Source organism: Actinobacillus vicugnae (assembly GCF_901687125.1).
Taxonomy (GTDB): Bacteria; Pseudomonadota; Gammaproteobacteria; order Enterobacterales; family Pasteurellaceae; genus Actinobacillus; species Actinobacillus vicugnae.
Map to the genome: position 1 here is coordinate 45,165 of NZ_CABFJY010000047.1, position 17,813 is coordinate 62,977.

The following is a 17,813-nucleotide window of genomic DNA, read 5'->3' on the forward strand; positions in this document are numbered from 1 at the left end:
ACTCGACCGCTTGTTACCGCTCTTAATCACCTATCTCTACATCAAAAAATAGCAAGCCTTAATAAAAATAGCGAAAACATTACAAATTTAATTTTCAGCCCTTAAATCGCACAAGCCTACATTCAATCATTACCAATACAACAAAAAAACACTTGATTGTTTAATAACCTATATTATACTGCACATCACAATCATCATCAATGGAGCAAAATTTTGAAACTCTCTCAACTCGCTCAAATTGACACGGGTTATCCGTTTCGGGGGGCAGTGCCTGAACAACTTGGTTCTGAAATTTTAGCCGTGCAAATGAAAGATGTGTCGGTGCAATCGGGTATTAATTGGCAACATTGTGTGCCAACAACACTCACGGCAAAAAAATCACCCATTTGGCTGCAAGAAAACGATATTTTGCTGACTTCTCGAGGTAATCAGATTTATGCGGTGTTGGTGGATTCATCAGTAAACCAATATCAAGCGGTGGCTTCCCCCCATTTTTTTGTTATTCGTGCCGACAATAATAAAATCTTGCCTGAATTTTTAGCGTGGCAATTAAACCACTCAGATTGCCAACGCTATTTTGAACAGAATATGGAAGGCACAATCACTAAAAGCATTCGTTTGCCCGTGGTGGCGAATACACCGATTACCCTGTTCCCAATGGCAAAACAACAGCAATTTCTGGGCTTGGTGAACAGCATCAAACAGCAACAAGATTTAATGGCTCAATTAATCCAAGCAGATCAGCAACTTATTAATGGTATTTTTAATCAATTAAAAGGAGAGGTAAAATGACAGCACAATTAAACCCGTTTGAAGCGATCAAAAATATTGATGAACAAGGTAATGAATGGTGGTCAGCCAGAGCCTTAGCAAGGCTACTGGAATATTCTGAATATCGCCACTTTCAGCCCGTAATTGAAAAAGCCAAAATTGCTTGCGAAGTGAGTAAATATAACGTTTCAGACCATTTCGAGGAGTTCCTCGGAATGGTTCAACTTGGCTCAGGTGCTACCCGAAAAGTCAATGATATTCGCCTTTCCCGCTACGCTTGTTATCTTATTGTGCAAAACGGTGATGCGTCAAAATCGGTTATTGCCAATGGGCAAACCTATTTTGCTGTGCAAACCCGCCGTCAGGAGCTAGCCGATGAAGCTCAATTTGCTCAACTGGCAGAAGACAAAAAACGAGTTGTATTGCGTGAGGAATTAAAACATCACAATAAAAATCTTGTCGCAGCAACACAACAATCTGGTGTAGAAACCGCATTAGATTTCGCCATTTTTCAAAATCACAGTTACAAAGGCTTATATGGTGGTTTAGATCAAAAAGCAATTCACGCTCGCAAGGGGTTAAAATCTAATGAAAAAATTCTGGATTTTATGGGATCAACCGAACTTGCTGCCAATCTGTTCCGTGCAACCCAAGCAGAAGATAAACTCCATCGTGAAAATATTAAAAATAAACAGCAAGCAAATCAAACCCATTTCGATGTTGGGCAAAAAGTACGTCAAACGATTCAAGAATTAGGTGGTACAATGCCTGAAAACTTACCGACACCTGAAAAAAGCGTGCAACGTCTTGCCACCCAAATAAAAAAACTGAACAACAAGGAATAACCAATGCAACTTAATCAAGATCAAATCAATAAAGCCTTATGGTCTGCCTGCGATGTGTTTCGTGGCACGGTCAGCCCAGATACCTACAAAGACTATATTTTGACAATGCTGTTTTTAAAATACATTTCAGATGTGTGGCAAGATCATTATGAATCTTACCAAGCCCAATTCGGTAATGAGCCTGAATTGATTGAAGAAATGATGAAAAACGAACGTTTTGTTCTACCCCGCCCTGCCAGTTTTTATCAGCTTTATGCTCAACGCTTTGAGGCAAGTAATGGTGAACGGATCGATTTAGCCTTGCACAGTATTGAAGAAGCGAATGGCACTAAATTGAAAGACGCAGGCAAAAGCGTGTTCCAAGATATTTCTTTTAATACCGACAAACTCGGCGAAGAGAAACAGAAAAACACCATTTTGCGTGAATTGTTAGAAGTCTTTGCCAATGAAACCCTGAATTTAAAACCAAGCCGTGTTGGCAATTTAGATGTGATTGGTAACGGCTATGAATTTCTTATTAAAAACTTTGCCGCAAGCGGTGGGCAAAAAGCAGGCGAATTTTATACCCCGCCTGAAGTGTCTGATCTAATTGCCGATTTACTTGAACCGCAGCCCAATGACTGTATCTGTGATCCTGCCTGCGGTTCCGGCTCATTATTGATGAAGTGCGGTCAAAAAATTACCCAAAATCACGGGGTAAAAAACTATGCCCTTTACGGGCAAGAAGCCATTGGTTCCACGTGGTCTTTAGCAAAAATGAATATGTTTTTGCATAATGAAGACAACCATAAAATCGAATGGGGCGACACCATTCGCAACCCGAAATTGCTGGATAACCAAGGCAAATTGTTGCAATTTGATATCGTTACCGCCAATCCGCCATTTTCCCTAGATAAATGGGGCGTGGAAGAAGCGACAAGCGATCCGTTTAACCGTTTCCACCGTGGGCTACCGCCCAAAACAAAAGGTGATTATGCTTTTATTTCGCATATGATCGAAACCCTCAAACCGAATACGGGCAGAATGGGCGTGGTGGTGCCGCACGGTGTGCTATTCCGTGGTTCTAGCGAAGGCAAAATCCGTCAAGCGTTAATTGACGAAAACTTGCTGGATGCCGTTATCGGCTTGCCTGAAAAACTGTTTTACGGCACAGGCATTCCTGCGGCGATTCTTATTTTCAAAAAACAGAAAAACGATAACAACGTACTGTTTATTGATGCCAGCCGAGAGTTTAAAGCAGGCAAAAATCAAAACTTGCTCACGCAAGAAAATATCGAAAAAATCCACCGCACTTATCAAACCCGACAAACGGTGAAAAAATACGCTTATCTCGCAACCTTAGAAGAAATCAAAGAAAACGACTACAACCTCAACATTCCGCGTTATGTCGATACCTTTGAGCAAGAAGCGGAAATTGACCTCACCACCGTTCGAGCCGAACGCTTGAAATTAAAGGCGGAATTGGCAACATTGGAAGAGAAAATGGCGGGGTATTTGGAGGAATTGGGGTTTAAGCAAGATTAAGCCCTTGTTAAGCAAGGCAAGTAAAAACTCATAACGCATTGAAAAATAATGATTTTATTTTACTAGGCAAGAAATAAGGTAAAATAAGCAAGGTTTTGCTTCAGTTAAATCAGGAATAAATTATGCTGTCAAAATATAACCCTCTTATTACTAAAGAATATCTACAAATCCAAGCGGAAAATCAATATTTTGAGCGAAAAGGCTTAGGTAAAGAACTTATTAAACCAAGTAAAATTGCCGAAGAACTTATCGGAATGTTGAACGCTGATGGCGGGCTTTTAGTCTTTGGTGTGTCGGATTCAGGTGAAATTCAGGATATTAGCAGACTTGATAATCTCGATGATTATCGCAAATTGGTGTTTGATTTCATTGCACCGCCTTGCAACATCAAATTAGAAGAAGTGGAATTAGATAGCAAGCTTATTTTCTTATTTCACGTTGAGCAAGAATTAGAACGTGTTTTTTATCATAAAAATTCGCAGGAGTATTTTTTAAGAGTCGCAGATAGCAACCGAAAGTTAGATTTAGACCAAATCAAAAAATTAGAATATGATAAAAACATTCGTCAATTTGAAGATGAAATTGTATCTGATTTTGAATTAGAAGATCTTGATGAAACATTACTAGAAAGCTATTGCCAAAAATTAAAATTTAAGGGCGATAGATCAGAGTTACTAAAAACAAGGCATTTAATTACACAAAAAAACGGAGAATACCAATTTAAAAAATCAGCCGTTTTATTATTTTCAAAAAATCCTGAAAAATATATCCCAACGGCATCTGTACGTTATATTCGCTATCAAGGAATTGAGAGCAAGACAGGTGTCGAGCATAATGTCATTAAAGATGAACGCTTTGAAAATAACATCCCAAATCTCATTCAAATTATCCGTGATTTTTTAAAAATCAGCTTAAGTGATTATTATTTTTTAGATTTGCAAAGTGGTAAGTTTGTAAAAATTCCTGAATATCCTGAAGAAGCGTGGCTTGAAGGCGTTGTTAATGCACTTTGCCACCGTTCTTATAACAGACAAGGTAGCTCTATTTATATTAAACATTATGACGATCGCCTTGAAATTAGTAACAGTGGACCACTACCAGCACAAGTAACCGTTGAAAACATTAAAACCGAACGCTTTGCGAGAAACCCGCGTATAGCAAGGGTGTTAGAAGATTTTGGATATGTACGCCAACTTAACGAAGGAGTAAAACGGATTTATGAGATTATGGAAAAATCGATGCTAAGCACACCTGAATATCAGGTTAAAAACCATAATGTCTATTTACTGCTTCGCAATAAAATCAGTACAAATAACAAAGCAATTTCTACTGATATTATGGCAAGAATAGAAAACGACTGGCAAAATTTAAACGACACCCAGCGAAATGTTCTCTTATTCTTATTTGTACAAGGTGGGGCAACAGTTAAAATGCTATCTGATCACACGCAGATAAATGAAAATACGATTCGTAGCTACTTAAATAACTTCATAACAGAAGGCATTTTAGTAAGAAAAAGTGAGAAAAAACGCGATATCAATGCATTATATGTATTTAAGCAAGATTAAGCCTTTACTAAGCAAGGTAAATAAAACTTTATAACACATTGAAAAATAAAGCCTTTCTCTTGCTAAGCAAGAAATTGTGAAAAATAAGCAAGGTTTTGTACCGACAGCGACTAAAGTCGCAATCGGTTACGCATAATTGAGTGGCTTTGCCACTCTAGGCGGTGAAACGATTTTATGACCTTTTTGCCACCTCTGTTTAAAATATAAACATAATCAATAAAAGAGATTTAATAACAATGAGTTAGAATAATTTCAGTATCTAAGTATTTTTTAGCTACTGAAATCTAAAGAGCGGTAACACCGCTCACCCATACGTAACCGATTGCGACTTTAGTCACTGTCGGGCAGAAGAAAAAGGAACAAAAATGGTAAGTGGTTGGGAAACAGGAACAATTAAAGATTTAATTAAATCCTTAGATGCAGGTGTTTCAGTTAATGCAGAAGAAAACACAGAAAAAGTCAGTAAATATAAGATATTAAAAACCAGTTGTGTTTCTCAAGGTTTTTTTGAAAAATCAGAAATAAAATCTGTATATGATGAAAACGAAATAGCGAAATTAAAAGAGCCTGTAAAAGCAAATAGATCATCAGTAGAATGAATACGCCTGCACTAGTAGGCGCAAACGGGTATGTCGAATCTGATATTGATAATGTTTTTTTTACCAGATAGATTATGGCAAGCTAAAGCTAAAAATAAGTCTGTTAATATGCGTTGGCTTAGTTATTGGTTTGCTAGTGATAAAACAAGATTTTTATTAAGTGAATTAGCCACTGGTACAAGTGCTAGTATGAAAAACATAACAAAGCAAGATGTTATGAATCTCAAAATAGATATTCCCCCACTCCCCGAGCAAACCAAAATCGCTGAAATTCTCTCAACGTGGGATAATGCGATTGCTACCACTGAACAACTGCTTGCCAATAGCGAACAGCAGAAAAAGGCGTTAATGCAACAGTTACTAACAGGGAAAAAACGTGTTGGTGGAGTTAGTAAGGAATGGAAGAAATATTCTCTAGACCAATTAGGCTATACCTATACAGGATTATCAGGAAAATCAAAAAGTGATTTTGGGAAAGGAAAACAATATATCCCTTATATGAATATTTTTAAAAATCATAAGATTGACATAAATTTCTTAGAACTAGTTAATATACAAGAAGATGAAAACCAAAACAGTGTAAAATATGGAGATATATTCTTTACAACATCATCAGAAACCCCTGATGAAGTAGGTATGACTTCAGTTTTATTAGATAATTTGGATAATGTTTATTTAAATTCATTCTGTTTTGGCTATCGTTTAAATGATTTTACTCTACTTCTACCTGAATTTGCTCAGTTCCTATTTAGGAGTGAAGCAGTAAGACGAGAAATATCAATGTTAGGACAAGGAGCAACAAGATATAACTTATCAAAAACACAGTTAATGAAACTAGAAATTCCATTGCCAACATTAACAGAACAACAAAAAATCGCAGAAATTCTCACCACCGCAGATCAAGAAATTGCTATACTAACTCAAAAATTAGATTGCCTAAAACAAGAGAAAAAGGCACTAATGCAAGGGTTGTTGAGTGGTAAGGTTAGGGTTAAAAAATAGTTAGTAAGGAAATTTATGGAAAACAAAAAATATCAAATCTTTGTTAGCTCAACATATACAGATTTAATTGAAGCAAGAAAGAAAGTCATTGAAAGTATCTTAGAAATGGATCATTTTCCTGTTGGTATGGAAATGTTTTCAGCAGATACATCTGATCAATGGACAGTTATAAAACGTACGATTGATGAAAGTGATTACTACGTTGTAATTATCGGACATAGATATGGTAGTGTTGAACCTGAATCAGGAATTAGCTATACAGAAAAAGAATACGACTATGCGGTATCTAAAGAAATTCCTGTTTTAGCCTTTATTCAAAATGACAACGTACCATTAACTGATCAACAAAGAGAATTTGAACCGAACTTCATTGAGAAATTAAATTCATTTAAAAATAAAGCTAAAAAGAAAATGTGTCAATTTTGGAGTAATTATGATGAATTAATTGCTAAAGTTCCTACCGCGTTACATAAATCATTCAAAAATTACCCACAAATAGGTTGGGTTAGAGGGAATCAAGCTATTTCACCTGAAATGGCTCTAGAGTTAGCAAGATTAAGCAAAGAAAATAATGAATTAAAAAAGCAGCTTGAACGTATTGAAAATACAGATTTTCCTGATATTCAAGTATTTATAAATGAAGGAAGTGAAATTGTTCTACGTTATCCTGATAAATTTAATGGATTGATTCAAGAAAAACCTACCCTATTAAATAAAGAAAAAATAGATAAACACTTATTAAATTTTATTTCAGATAAAGAAATAGAAAATTTCAATGACAAAATAATTGAATTAGAAGACTCTGATATCGAAAAATACAACCAAGCTATTATCAAAGAAAAACTAGTAAATGAATATTCGCAGGGGCTTAGCATTTCTGTATCAAATATCGGAAATGTAAAAGCAACAGATTTACATATTGAAATTGAGTTTCCTGATAGTGTAGGACTATTTGATGAGTTTGATAAACCAGAAGTAAAAATCCCCCAAAACCCTATACCTATTAACCCATTGATAGAGGCTAATAAAAAATATAAGGATTCTTTATTTACTTCATCTCTATCTTCCGCTCTTAGAATCGGTAGCAGTCTTAGAGATTTAACACCTAGATTCACTGATTATAGTTTCTCTGAGCCAATTAATTTTAGCAGACTTAACGTTAACAAAAACATAAGGATTTTTCATAATAATGTTATTATTTCAAAAAATAGCTTATTACATACTTTATCTCAAGATTTTATAAATGATGTATACATTTATCCAATTAGAAAAGGCGAGTTTACAATAAAAATATCAATTATTTGTGAACAATACAAAACAAGTAAAGAATTTGAAATCCCATTAATTATTAATTAAGGAACTAAAAATGTACCACATCCCCCCACCTCGTTTCCAAGAACGCTTTAGCTCACACATTCCTGCAATGGTGTTGCTAAACAATCTCGGTTGGGAATTTCTTTCAAGAGAAGAGGCGCTGGTGTTGAGAAATAATGATCGCAGTGCGGTGGTGTTGGGGACGGTGTTGCGTGAAGTGTTGGCGGAACGCACTTTCGCCTATGGCGGTAAACACTATCCGCTTTCTCAAACCAGTATCAATAAATTGGTGGATACGCTCACACAGCCGAATTTAAGCGAAGGCTTGTTGCAGGCGAATGAACACATTTATCATCAGTTGCTGCTCGGCATTACCGTGTCGGAATTTATTGACGGCAAGAAAATCAATCTCACCATTCCCATTATTGATTGGCAAAATCCGCAAAATAACCGCTTTCATTTTAGCGAAGAATTTAGTGTGAATAACCCCAAAGGCACGGAACGCCGCCCTGATTTGGTTTGCTTTGTCAACGGCATTCCCCTTTCGGTTATTGAAGCGAAACGCCCGCAAGGCAAAAAAACGCCGACCATTGAAGAAGGCATTTCCCAACATTTACGCAATCAACGCATTGATGAAATCCCCCACTTGTTTGCTTACAGCCAGCTCTTGCTCTCCATTAGTGGCACGCAAGCACGTTATGCTACCGTTGGCACGCCTGCAAAATTTTGGGCAGCATGGCGGGAAGAAGATCTGCCTGAAAGTGCAATGCAAGCGGTCAAAAATGCACAAAAATTTGCAAAAATCTTACCGCACTTAAGCCAAAAGGAAGCCGATTGGCTGACTTCCCTTTCGGCATCAACACAACACATCAGCGAGCAAGACAAGCTTATTATCAGCTTGCTTTCCCCCGAACGTTTATTGGAAATGGTGCAATATTTTATCTTGTTCGATAAAAAATTCGGCAAGATCGTGGCACGTTATCAACAAGTTTTCGGCATTAAACGCCTTATTGAACGCATTTGCCGCATTGACCAAAAGGGCAAGCGGGAAGGCGGTGTCATTTGGCACACCACAGGTTCGGGCAAGTCCTTCACAATGGTGCTGTTAAGCAAGGCGTTGATTTTACATCCGAAACTCAAACAATGCCGTGTAATTGTGATTACCGACCGTATTGATTTAGAAAAACAGCTCAGCCGCACCTTTGCCAACAGTGGCGAACTTGCAAGTAAAAAAGAGTTGCAATCCGCATTAGTGAAACGAGGCACGGAGTTGGCTCACAAAATCGGCAAAGGCACGGAGCGGATTATTTTCAGCCTGATTCAAAAATTCCAATCGGCGGTGAAATTGCCCGAATGCCATAACGACAGCAACAACATTATCGTATTGATTGATGAAGGACACCGCAGCCAACAAGGGGAAAATAACGCCCTAATGCAACAAGCCTTGCCGAATGCTAGCTTTGTGGCGTTTACCGGCACGCCATTATTAAAAGAACAGAAAACCACCAATAAATTCGGCTCGATTATTCACGCTTACACAATGCAACGGGCGGTGGAAGACGGTGCGGTAACGCCGTTGCTTTATGAAGAGCGAATCCTTGAACTGGATGTGAATGCCAAAGCCATTGACAGCTGGTTTGAACGTATTACCCAACCGTTAAACGACAGCCAAAAAGCCGATTTAAAACGCAAATTCGCCCGCAAAGGGCAAATTTATACCGCTGATGATCGCATTCATTTGATTGCACTGGATATTATCGCTCATTTTAACCAACATATTGATGCGGGCTTAAAAGGACAGCTTGCCTGCGACAGCAAACAGTCGGCGATTAAATATCAGCAGTATTTTGCCGAAAACGGCTTTGAAACGGCGGTGGTCATTAGCCCGCCCGACAGCCGAGAAGGTAATTTAGACTTGAACGAAGAAGAAATTCCACTGGTGCAAAAATGGTGGAAAGAAAATGTCGGCAATCAAGATGAATCCCTCTACACCCAAGCGGTGATCAAACGTTTTGAACAAGATCCCGATTTGAAATTATTGATTGTGGTGGATAAATTGCTCACAGGCTTTGATGAGCCCAAAAATGCCGTGCTGTATATTGATAAGCCTTTGAAAGAACATAATTTAATTCAGGCGGTTGCTCGGGTAAACCGTTTGCACGATCAGAAAAAATTCGGCTTATTGATCGACTATCGCGGCATTTTAAAAGAACTGGATACCACTATTGCAGACTATCAACATCTCGCCGAACAAACCCAAGGCGGTTACGATGTGGTGGATATTGCAGGGTTATATCGCCAAGTTGCCAACGAATATGCCCGTTTGCCCGAACTTTATCGCAAATTATGGGCGATTTTTGCCGATGTGCAGAATAAGCAGGATATCGAAGCCCTGCGTGCGGTGTTAATGCCACGTTTTAAAGCGAGCAACGGCGAGCAAATCGACCAAAATCAACCTGTGCGAGATAGTTTTTATTCGGCATTAACGGAATTTGCCAGTTGCTTAAAAGTGGCGTTTCAGTCGGTTTCTTTCTTTGATGATGTGTCGGAAAGCCAACGTCAGCATTACAAAGAAACTCTGAAACAAATGACCGCACTTCGCCAACTGGCACAAGAAGATGCAGGGGAAAAGATCAATTATGATAGCTATGCCGACGCCATTAAAAAGCTGATGGATAAACATATTTCAGGTATTGCGGTGCGAGAGCCTACTGCGGTGTATGATGTATCTAAATTCGGCAAAAAAGCGAAAAATACCCCACAAAAAACCCGCAATGAAGCGGATAAAATTCGTTCGCAATTGACCCATCAAATCGATACTATGATTGATGATCCTTACGCCAGAGCCCGTTTTTCCGAATTATTGCAAGAAGTGATTACCCAAGCCGAGCTTGCTTTTGATTACCCTGATAAACAACTGCTACTCTTTCAACAATTTGCCGAACAGGTGCAACAACGTAAATTGCCCGAACTGCCCGATTTCGGCAATAACCGCTTTGCCCAAGCCTATTACGGTGTAGTGAAAATGCACCTGCCCGAAAGTGCGGTGCAAATGGGGCAAATTTGGGCTGATTTTGCAAAACAAGCTGATGAAATTGTTAATCAGTGCGTACAAGCCTATTCGATTAACCCTACGTTAATCGAAACGGAAATCCGCAAACAGCTTTTACCGAAAGTGTTTATGCTGTGCAAAGACATCGGCGGCGGAATGGAACACGCCAAACGCATTGTGGAAGGCATTGTGCAAATCGTGCGAGTCGGACTGTGATGAACTGCATTTATTACGGCGAACAAGCGATTCGCTTTATCCGCAAATCGCACAAGGCACAAAAGGTAAAGATTCAAATTAAACCCAATGGCGAAGTTTGGGTGTTCGCCCCTGTAGAATTAAGTGAAGATGAGCTTAAAACCACATTGCAAAAACGTAGCCGTTGGATAATGCAGAAATTGCAAAATTTACCGCAAAACCCACCGCTTGCACGCCAATATCTCAGCGGAGAAAGCCATTTTTACCTTGGCAGACGTTATCAGCTTAAAGTGCTTGAAAACCAAAGTGTGCCTGTGGTCAGCCTAAAACAAGGGCAATTAACCGTGAGCGTAAAAGCCAAAAGTGCGGTTAAAATTCAAAAAGTTTTAAACCAATGGTATCGCAAGCGTGCCGAAATCATTTTTGCTAAACGCTTAACAATGCTTGCCGAACGCACTTTATGGCTGACAGAAATTCCACAAATTCGCCTACGTACAATGAAAACCCAATGGGGCAACTGCTCCCCCTTTGGTGCGATAACCTTAAACCCGAATTTAGTCAAAGCCCCCACAGAGTGCATTGATTATGTGATTCTGCACGAACTCTGCCACCTCGTACACCACAACCACAGCCCCGATTTCTATCGCCTAATGACACAGGTAATGCCGAATTGGCGGGATATGAAAATGCGGTTGGAAAAGCGAGTAACAAGCGGTCGAATTTGACCGCTTATTTTTTTAAGGCTTCCTACGCCCAAAAATACCGCACAATATGGAAGAAAATCGGGGCGGAGAAACAGAGTGAATCCATTCTATCAAGCATTCCACCGTGTCCGCTGATAATATTACCCCAGTCTTTAACTTGTAAATCACGCTTGATTGCCGACATCACTAGCCCACCTAAAAAGCCCATTAAGCAAATCACTAAGCCCACCGCAAAGGCTTGCCACGGGGTAAATGGCGTGAGCCAATATAAACTCATTGCCAGTAGGCTAGCACTTAATACGCCACCGACAAAACCCACCACAGTTTTAGAGGGCGAAAGTGTTGGGGCGATTTTGCGTTTGCCAAAAAGTTTGCCCCACACATATTGCAATACATCGCTTGATTGTACGATTAAAATTAAGAACAACATCAGCAAAATACCGCCACCTTCAAAGCCTTCAATCTCTAACGAAAGCAATGCTGGGATATGCGAAATACAGAATACGCTAATCATCAACGCCCATTGCATTTTGGTTGAGCGAGATAAAAAGTGGGAAATATCGCCTGAAAGCGAAGCTAAAATTGGCAACAATAAAAAGCTGTAAACAGGGATAAAAATCGTCCACATTGTGTACCAATCAAGCCAAATTAGCAGATATTGCAGCGGTAGCACCACATAAAAACAGGCAACTAAAGCAATATGATCGCCACGTCTGATATAAATTAATGAGAGAAACTCACGCAACGCTGCGAAGGAAATCAAAAAGAACAATAAAATCACCGCACTTTTGCCCAAAAATACAAAGCAGAAGATAATTAAAATCATCACCCACCACGCATTGATGCGATCGGTTAAATTGTCAATCACGGCGTGCGGTTGCTTTTTAGCCACCACCGTTTTCAAAATGTAAGTAATGCTTGAGGCAACAAATAATACGGCTAACAGCCCTAAAAATAGGCTAAAAATAGTGAATGTCATTATGCGCCCCCTTTTGGATTAAGTGCGAGTAAGGCTTGTTCCATTTTATGTAAAAATTCCGCCTTTTCTTCTTGTTGATAATATTCTGCTTCGCCTAAATACAATTCACATAATAATGGCACAGGCAAAAAATGCCCTTTCGGCAGCACGTGATTAATGTTAGCAATCCAAATCGGGCGCATTGGCAAGGCTGGATTTTGTTTGGCTAAATAATACAGCCCCTTGCGAAAGGGTTGCAGCGGAATATCGTCATCGGTTTTACGTGTACCTTCAGGGAAAATAATCAACGAATGAGTTTCTAATGCCTCACTCATTTGATCGATTGCGAGTTGTGGATTTTCACCATTGCGTTCAATCAACAACATATTAAACACATTATGTGCCAAAAAACGGCGAATTTTGCCTTTATTCCAATAATCCGCCCCCGCAACTGGGCGTAAAGATTGACGTACTTCATAAGGCATTGAAATCCACAGCAACATAAAATCGGCGTGGCTGGTGTGATTTGCATAATAAATACGGTCGCAAAATACCGTTAATTATTTCCCTTGCGGTGTATATTGTGAGCACGGTGCTGATTTTATTCTCGCCGAATATTGAAACCTTGATTGCATTGCGTTTGGTGCAAGGTTTTTCTTCAGCTGGTAGCGTGGTGATTTCTCGTGCCGTAGTGGCAGATCTCTACGTAGGGCGTGAAATGACACGCTTTTTCGGCGCATTGATGACCATTAACGGACTTGCCCCGATTATCTCGCCAATCGTAGGTAGCTTAATGTTGGAATTTACCGACTGGCGCGGAATGTTTGTGTTACTTGCCATTATCGGCGTATTGGTGATGTTAGGCTGTTTTCGATTTTATGAATCCCTTGAGCCCTATAAACGCATCACTACACCAGTGTTCGCCTCTTTTGGCACATTGTTTAAAGTATTGAAAAATCGAATTTTTATGCTTTATGTGTTAATCGAATCCTTCGGTTTTGCGGGAATGTTCGCCTATATCGCCGCTTCCCCTTTTATCTTCCAAGCGTTTTACGGCTTAAGCAGCTTCGCTTTTAGTTTGTGTTTTGCGGCAAACGGCGCAGCCTTGGTGATCGGTTCAAATATCGGCGGACGTTTAGTAAATGGTTTAGCGGTGAAATTAGGCGTATTTGGTGTGATCATCAGCTCAATTTATGTGGCATTCGCACTATTCACTCAAATCAATGTATGGTTGCTTGAGCTCGGTTTCTTCGTGCAATTATTAACCCTCGGCTTAATGCTTCCCGCACTTTCTACACTCGCAATGAGTGCCGAGAAAGAATGCGCTGGCAGTGCTTCAGCATTAATCGGCTTTGTAGTATTCGTATTTGGGGCGATTATTTCACCATTGGTGGGCATTGGGGATATTTTTGTTTCGAGTGCCATTGCTATTTTTGTAAGCAGTGTATTCACCTTATGGTGCTATTTTGCGGTAAGAAAAGAAATTACCGAAGAATAGTAAAAAAGCCCCAATAGGGGCTTTTTTTAAACTTTTTCTGCTTCTTTTTGCTCTGTTTTCGCAAAAATCGTACTTTTTACTGAAGCAAGTAGCTCTTGGCGAATGGCAGAAAGTTTTGGTTTTTCGCCCGCTTGGAAAGCAACAGGACGGCAAAACTCCATTGCTTTCACCCCAAGTCTAGCAGTTAATAGCCCAATGCCAATACCTTGTGCCGCACGCAGTGAAAGTTTTGCTGTAAGATTTTGCGAGAAAAATTCCATCCCCACATCGCTTACCACTTCCGTTGCACCAGCGAACACCATATTCGTTAATACCATTTTGAATAATTTTAGTCGGCTGAAATACCCCAGCTGCATGCCGTAGGTTTTGCTAATTTTGTTGACCAAAGCAATATTTCGCCATGCCACCATTAACACATCAACCAATGCCAGCGGACTTACCGCTACAATCAGCGCATTTTCTGTCCCACTTTTAGAAATCAGTTTTTTCACCTGTTTATCCAGTGGTGTAAGCACTGTCTCACTAAATAAATAAAGCACTTCCTTGGCGTTATAAGCTTCATCTAACTGGTTCTGCCAATGTTGTTGCGAACGTTGCACACTCGGTACATTTTTTAAATTAGCAATAATTTCATTGCAAAATGTTACCGCTTTTTGACCGCTTGTTGTGGAAAGTTCTTCTAAAAGTAATTGTTCGCTTACTTGTTGCTGTTGTTGATGTTGGCGTAAAAAAACTAGTTTACGCCATTCCCCAATAATGGCTACCACGCCAGTTAAACTGATTAAAGCAAATGCAATAGCGAAGGCAAAATAAATCCATTGGTGGGCTTGAAAAGTATCAATCAACCATTGCACACTTTGGGCAATTATCGCCACTCCAAATAGCATGAATCCAAAGAGTAATACTCTCACCCAAAAACGTGATGGTTTGAGGCTTTCTTCAACAATTAGCTCTGCTTCAACTGCCTGATATTCCTCTTCAATTTGCGTTTCGGCAGAGGCTTCAAACTCTTGTTTAGCAATAAATTGCTGTTCTGTTGTGATTTCTTGCTCACTAAATATTTGTTTCTGCATTTTTTTCTCTTAATAATTTAGCCATTAGCGCCTTGAATCGCTCGTTCAATATGAACCTTTAGACCTTCATAGCCGTGTTCGGTTTTCAGAATTTGGAACAATTCGAGTGCTTCGGGATATTCTTTATCTAAATAATGTAACCATTGTTTAATTCGTGCAACGTGATAAAAGCCCGAATCGTGTTCATTTTCCATATTCACATACTGAAAAAGTAGCTGTAATACTTCCTGCCACACCATTTTAGGATGATTAAATTTCACTACTCGGCTCAAATTAGGTGTATTTAACGCTCCTCGTCCAATCATTAGGCGTGAACAAGCGGTGATATTTTGACAATTTTTTGCTGATTCAAAATCCCAAATTTCCCCGTTAGCAATCACGGGTATCGTAAGCCGTTTTTGGATCTCACCAATCGCCTGCCAATTGATACGCTCTGCGCGATAACCATCTTGTTTAGTACGTCCGTGCACAGTAATTTCATTTGCCCCGCCTTGAACCACCGCATCAGCAATTTCGAAACATTGGCTGGCATCATCCCAACCTAAACGCACTTTTACCGATACTATATGCTCTGCAGGAACAGCCTCACGCATTGCTTTGGTCGCGCGATAGATTAAGTCAGGATCTTTAAGCAACGATGCACCACCATTACTGCCGTTTACTGTTTTAGAAGGACAGCCACAGTTTAAATCAACACCATGTGATCCTAACTCAATCGCCAACTGTGCATTTTCCGCCAGCCATTCTGGATGTTGCCCTAATAACTGAATGCGAACAGGCGTACCTGACTCGGTAAAACCATTTTGTAATAACTCTGGTGCTAATCGATAAAAGGCTTTCTTTGGTAATTTTTGATCCACTACTCGCACAAATTCAGAAATACACAGATCATAATCATTCACAGCAGTCAGTAATTTGCGCACAAAAGGATCCAACACGCCTTGCATTGGCGCTAAAATAACTTTTGGAGTTTTATTCATCATTTTTATTCAGCAAAAACAAAGCGGTCAATTTTTGCAAAAGTTTTACGAAAAATGACCGCTTACCATATTAATATTATTTCCAGCCTTTTACCTTACAAATTAAATCATAAGCGGCTTGAATTTGTTGCGCTTTTTCTTTTGCCAGCTCCATCATCTCATCAGGTAAACCTTTTGCTGCTAATTTATCAGGATGATGTTCATTCATCAATTTACGATAAGCACGTTTTACTGCCGTTTGATCGTCCGCTGCCGTAACACCTAATACTTTATAAGCTGCATCAATACTTGGCGCACTGCTATTAGTTTGGCGATAGTTTCCATAACCACCTTGAGCTTGCTGATAAGTACCACTTTGTTGATGATATTGCTCTTGGTAAAAACCGCCGCCCGTTCTAAATTGTTGCGCTGCCATCACCATTGCAATCATTTGTTCGAATTGGAAACGACTCATCCCCATCGTTTCTGCAATGGTAAACAGAATTTGCTGTTCATTTGCATCTAATTGCCCATCTTGTAAAGCCGCTTGCATTTGCACTTCCACAAAAAAGCGTAATAAATCTGCACGCTGACCACAAGCCTCACGAAATTCTTGAATAACTTGGCGAAGAGGAAAATCAGCATCTTTACCTAAAGTAAAAGCTTGCTGTGCGAGTTGTTGTGCATTCGCATCTAATTTAAGGCGACTCATCAGTTGGCGTGCTAAATGGATATCATCTTCGGTTACTCTGCCTTTTGCTTTAGCAATATGACCTAATACTGCAAATGTTGTTTGAGTAAAAAGTAACTGACGAGTAAGATTCTTACCAAACAGTGTTGAACGAACTGAACCTAACTCATAAAGTTTTTTGTCCGCAAGATGCCCAATAAAAGCACCTAATAATCCACCAAAAAGGCCATGAAAAAGTTGATAGCCTAAGAAGAATCCAATAATTTTTCCGATAAATTGCATTTGTTATCCTTGTTTATTGCCAGACGAATATAGTATCAGTCTATTTTAGCCTAAAATACTGAAAATAGAATTAAATCTTTGTTGCATATTGCTTATCATACAATACTGTTCCTATACGCCTTTCGAGTACACCTCTCAAACAAAGAGAGGTTATTATGGGAGACAGATCAAGAACAAAGCGTATCGCTCAAATAAAATATGTTTATTTCAATTTGTAAAATTGATGCAAAATTCGACCGCTTATAAACAAATAAAGCCCTGAAAATCAGGGCTTTATTTTTTGTCTTGAGTAATTAGATTACAAATTAGTATTCTAATACTGCACGACGGTTTTTAGCGTAGTCAGCTTCAGTGTGACCTAACACAGCTGGTTTTTCTTCACCGTAAGAAACAGTTGAAACTTGGTTAGCACCTTTAGTTGCTAAATAGTTTTTAACTGCATCTGCACGACGTTGACCTAATGCGATGTTGTACTCTGGAGTACCACGTTCGTCAGCGTGACCAGCAACTGTTACTTTACCATTTGAAGATGTTAAGTATGCAGCGTGTGCATCTAAAAGTTGTTGGTACTCACCTTCAACTGCATAGCTATCGAAACCGAAGTATACAGTGTTGTAACGAGTTTGTAAGTCTTCAGCAGTCATACCACCGAATTGAGCTGCTGCGTTAGCATTTGCATTTGCGTTAGCGTTGTCTGATGAGCTGCTGCAAGCTGCTAATACGAATGCTGGTGCCGCAATCATCAATACTTTAGCTAGTTTTTTCATTTGTTGCTCCT

General features: G+C 39.3%; 15 protein-coding genes and 1 pseudogene. 10 read left to right on the plus strand and 6 right to left on the minus strand.

Going from position 1 to position 17,813, the window contains the following annotated elements:
• The first annotated feature begins 213 nt into the window (after positions 1 to 213).
• The 9 genes from F8M47_RS10175 to F8M47_RS10215 all read left to right on the plus strand — a co-directional run bounded on the left by F8M47_RS10175 (position 214) and on the right by F8M47_RS10215 (position 11,595).
• Entirely contained in the window at positions 214 to 792 is a 579-nt protein-coding gene (locus F8M47_RS10175; protein ID WP_150539967.1) for a restriction endonuclease subunit S, read from the plus strand.
• Complete coding sequence (gene dinD, locus F8M47_RS10180) at positions 789 to 1,616, plus strand: DNA damage-inducible protein D (RefSeq protein ID WP_150539968.1); 828 nt, start codon at positions 789 to 791, stop codon at positions 1,614 to 1,616. Before F8M47_RS10175 ends, dinD begins: the two co-directional genes overlap by 4 nt.
• Positions 1,617 to 1,619: 3 nt before the next feature.
• Entirely contained in the window at positions 1,620 to 3,140 is a 1,521-nt protein-coding gene (locus F8M47_RS10185; protein WP_150539969.1) for a type I restriction-modification system subunit M, read from the plus strand.
• 122 nt (positions 3,141 to 3,262) lie between these two features.
• Positions 3,263 to 4,708 (plus strand): RNA-binding domain-containing protein, encoded by a 1,446-nt coding sequence (locus F8M47_RS10190; protein ID WP_150539970.1) that lies wholly within the window; start codon positions 3,263 to 3,265, stop codon positions 4,706 to 4,708.
• A 365-nt stretch (positions 4,709 to 5,073) separates the two neighbouring features.
• Positions 5,074 to 5,307: a restriction endonuclease subunit S domain-containing protein gene (locus F8M47_RS10195; protein ID WP_150539971.1), complete on the plus strand. Its 234-nt coding sequence runs from the start codon at positions 5,074 to 5,076 to the stop codon at positions 5,305 to 5,307.
• Positions 5,308 to 5,358: 51 nt separating this feature from the next.
• Positions 5,359 to 6,309 carry a restriction endonuclease subunit S gene (locus tag F8M47_RS10200; protein WP_167509618.1) on the plus strand — a complete coding sequence of 317 codons (951 nt, stop codon included), beginning with the start codon at positions 5,359 to 5,361 and terminating at the stop codon, positions 6,307 to 6,309.
• A 15-nt stretch (positions 6,310 to 6,324) separates the two neighbouring features.
• Positions 6,325 to 7,665, plus strand: coding sequence for a DUF4062 domain-containing protein (locus F8M47_RS10205; protein ID WP_150539973.1), 1,341 nt, complete (start codon positions 6,325 to 6,327; stop codon positions 7,663 to 7,665).
• A gap of 10 nt (positions 7,666 to 7,675) precedes the next feature.
• Entirely contained in the window at positions 7,676 to 10,891 is a 3,216-nt protein-coding gene (locus F8M47_RS10210) for a type I restriction endonuclease subunit R (protein WP_150539974.1), read from the plus strand.
• The gene (locus F8M47_RS10215; RefSeq protein WP_150539975.1) at positions 10,891 to 11,595 is read left to right on the plus strand and encodes a M48 family metallopeptidase; all 705 of its coding nucleotides are present in this window, start codon (positions 10,891 to 10,893) and stop codon (positions 11,593 to 11,595) included. Before F8M47_RS10210 ends, F8M47_RS10215 begins: the two co-directional genes overlap by 1 nt.
• 22 nt (positions 11,596 to 11,617) lie before the next feature.
• Here the strand turns inward: F8M47_RS10215 and F8M47_RS10220 are convergent, their stop codons facing one another.
• The gene (locus F8M47_RS10220) at positions 11,618 to 12,553 is read right to left on the minus strand and encodes a phosphatidate cytidylyltransferase (protein WP_150539976.1); all 936 of its coding nucleotides are present in this window, start codon (positions 12,551 to 12,553) and stop codon (positions 11,618 to 11,620) included.
• Positions 12,553 to 13,074 (minus strand): annotated as a pseudogene (locus F8M47_RS10225) (lysophospholipid acyltransferase family protein); the annotation flags it as partial. The pseudogene F8M47_RS10225 and the gene F8M47_RS10220, both read right to left, overlap by 1 nt.
• A gap of 41 nt (positions 13,075 to 13,115) precedes the next feature.
• Here F8M47_RS10225 and F8M47_RS10230 point away from each other — a divergent pair.
• Entirely contained in the window at positions 13,116 to 14,030 is a 915-nt protein-coding gene (locus F8M47_RS10230; RefSeq protein WP_244298117.1) for an MFS transporter, read from the plus strand.
• A gap of 26 nt (positions 14,031 to 14,056) precedes the next feature.
• Here F8M47_RS10230 and F8M47_RS10235 read toward each other — a convergent pair whose 3' ends face one another.
• From F8M47_RS10235 to pal, 4 genes are all read right to left on the minus strand, one after another.
• Positions 14,057 to 15,103, minus strand: a complete 1,047-nt coding sequence (locus F8M47_RS10235; RefSeq protein WP_150539979.1) for a YcjF family protein — start codon at positions 15,101 to 15,103, stop codon at positions 14,057 to 14,059.
• Positions 15,104 to 15,120: 17 nt separating this feature from the next.
• Positions 15,121 to 16,086, minus strand: coding sequence for a tRNA dihydrouridine(16) synthase DusC (gene dusC, locus F8M47_RS10240; protein ID WP_208790052.1), 966 nt, complete (start codon positions 16,084 to 16,086; stop codon positions 15,121 to 15,123).
• 73 nt (positions 16,087 to 16,159) lie between these two features.
• Positions 16,160 to 17,035 (minus strand): co-chaperone DjlA, encoded by an 876-nt coding sequence (gene djlA / locus F8M47_RS10245; protein WP_150539980.1) that lies wholly within the window; start codon positions 17,033 to 17,035, stop codon positions 16,160 to 16,162.
• A 305-nt stretch (positions 17,036 to 17,340) separates the two neighbouring features.
• A complete protein-coding gene (gene pal / locus F8M47_RS10250) occupies positions 17,341 to 17,802 on the minus strand; it encodes a peptidoglycan-associated lipoprotein Pal (protein ID WP_150539981.1) in 462 nt (153 codons plus the stop codon).
• Between the last annotated feature and the right edge of the window lie 11 nt (positions 17,803 to 17,813).

What these genes read in the sequence shown, in the direction of transcription:
- F8M47_RS10220 (WP_150539976.1), bottom strand. Translation starts at nt 12,553, where the DNA reads ATGACATTCACTATTTTTAGCCTATTTTTAGGGCTGTTAGCCGTATTA.
- F8M47_RS10200 (WP_167509618.1), top strand. Translation starts at nt 5,359, where the DNA reads ATGTTTTTTTTACCAGATAGATTATGGCAAGCTAAAGCTAAAAATAAG.
- dinD (WP_150539968.1), top strand. Translation starts at nt 789, where the DNA reads ATGACAGCACAATTAAACCCGTTTGAAGCGATCAAAAATATTGATGAA.
- dusC (WP_208790052.1), bottom strand. Translation starts at nt 16,086, where the DNA reads ATGATGAATAAAACTCCAAAAGTTATTTTAGCGCCAATGCAAGGCGTG.
- F8M47_RS10190 (WP_150539970.1), top strand. Translation starts at nt 3,263, where the DNA reads ATGCTGTCAAAATATAACCCTCTTATTACTAAAGAATATCTACAAATC.
- pal (WP_150539981.1), bottom strand. Translation starts at nt 17,802, where the DNA reads ATGAAAAAACTAGCTAAAGTATTGATGATTGCGGCACCAGCATTCGTA.
- F8M47_RS10185 (WP_150539969.1), top strand. Translation starts at nt 1,620, where the DNA reads ATGCAACTTAATCAAGATCAAATCAATAAAGCCTTATGGTCTGCCTGC.
- F8M47_RS10195 (WP_150539971.1), top strand. Translation starts at nt 5,074, where the DNA reads ATGGTAAGTGGTTGGGAAACAGGAACAATTAAAGATTTAATTAAATCC.
- F8M47_RS10235 (WP_150539979.1), bottom strand. Translation starts at nt 15,103, where the DNA reads ATGCAGAAACAAATATTTAGTGAGCAAGAAATCACAACAGAACAGCAA.
- F8M47_RS10205 (WP_150539973.1), top strand. Translation starts at nt 6,325, where the DNA reads ATGGAAAACAAAAAATATCAAATCTTTGTTAGCTCAACATATACAGAT.
- F8M47_RS10210 (WP_150539974.1), top strand. Translation starts at nt 7,676, where the DNA reads ATGTACCACATCCCCCCACCTCGTTTCCAAGAACGCTTTAGCTCACAC.
- djlA (WP_150539980.1), bottom strand. Translation starts at nt 17,035, where the DNA reads ATGCAATTTATCGGAAAAATTATTGGATTCTTCTTAGGCTATCAACTT.
- F8M47_RS10215 (WP_150539975.1), top strand. Translation starts at nt 10,891, where the DNA reads ATGAACTGCATTTATTACGGCGAACAAGCGATTCGCTTTATCCGCAAA.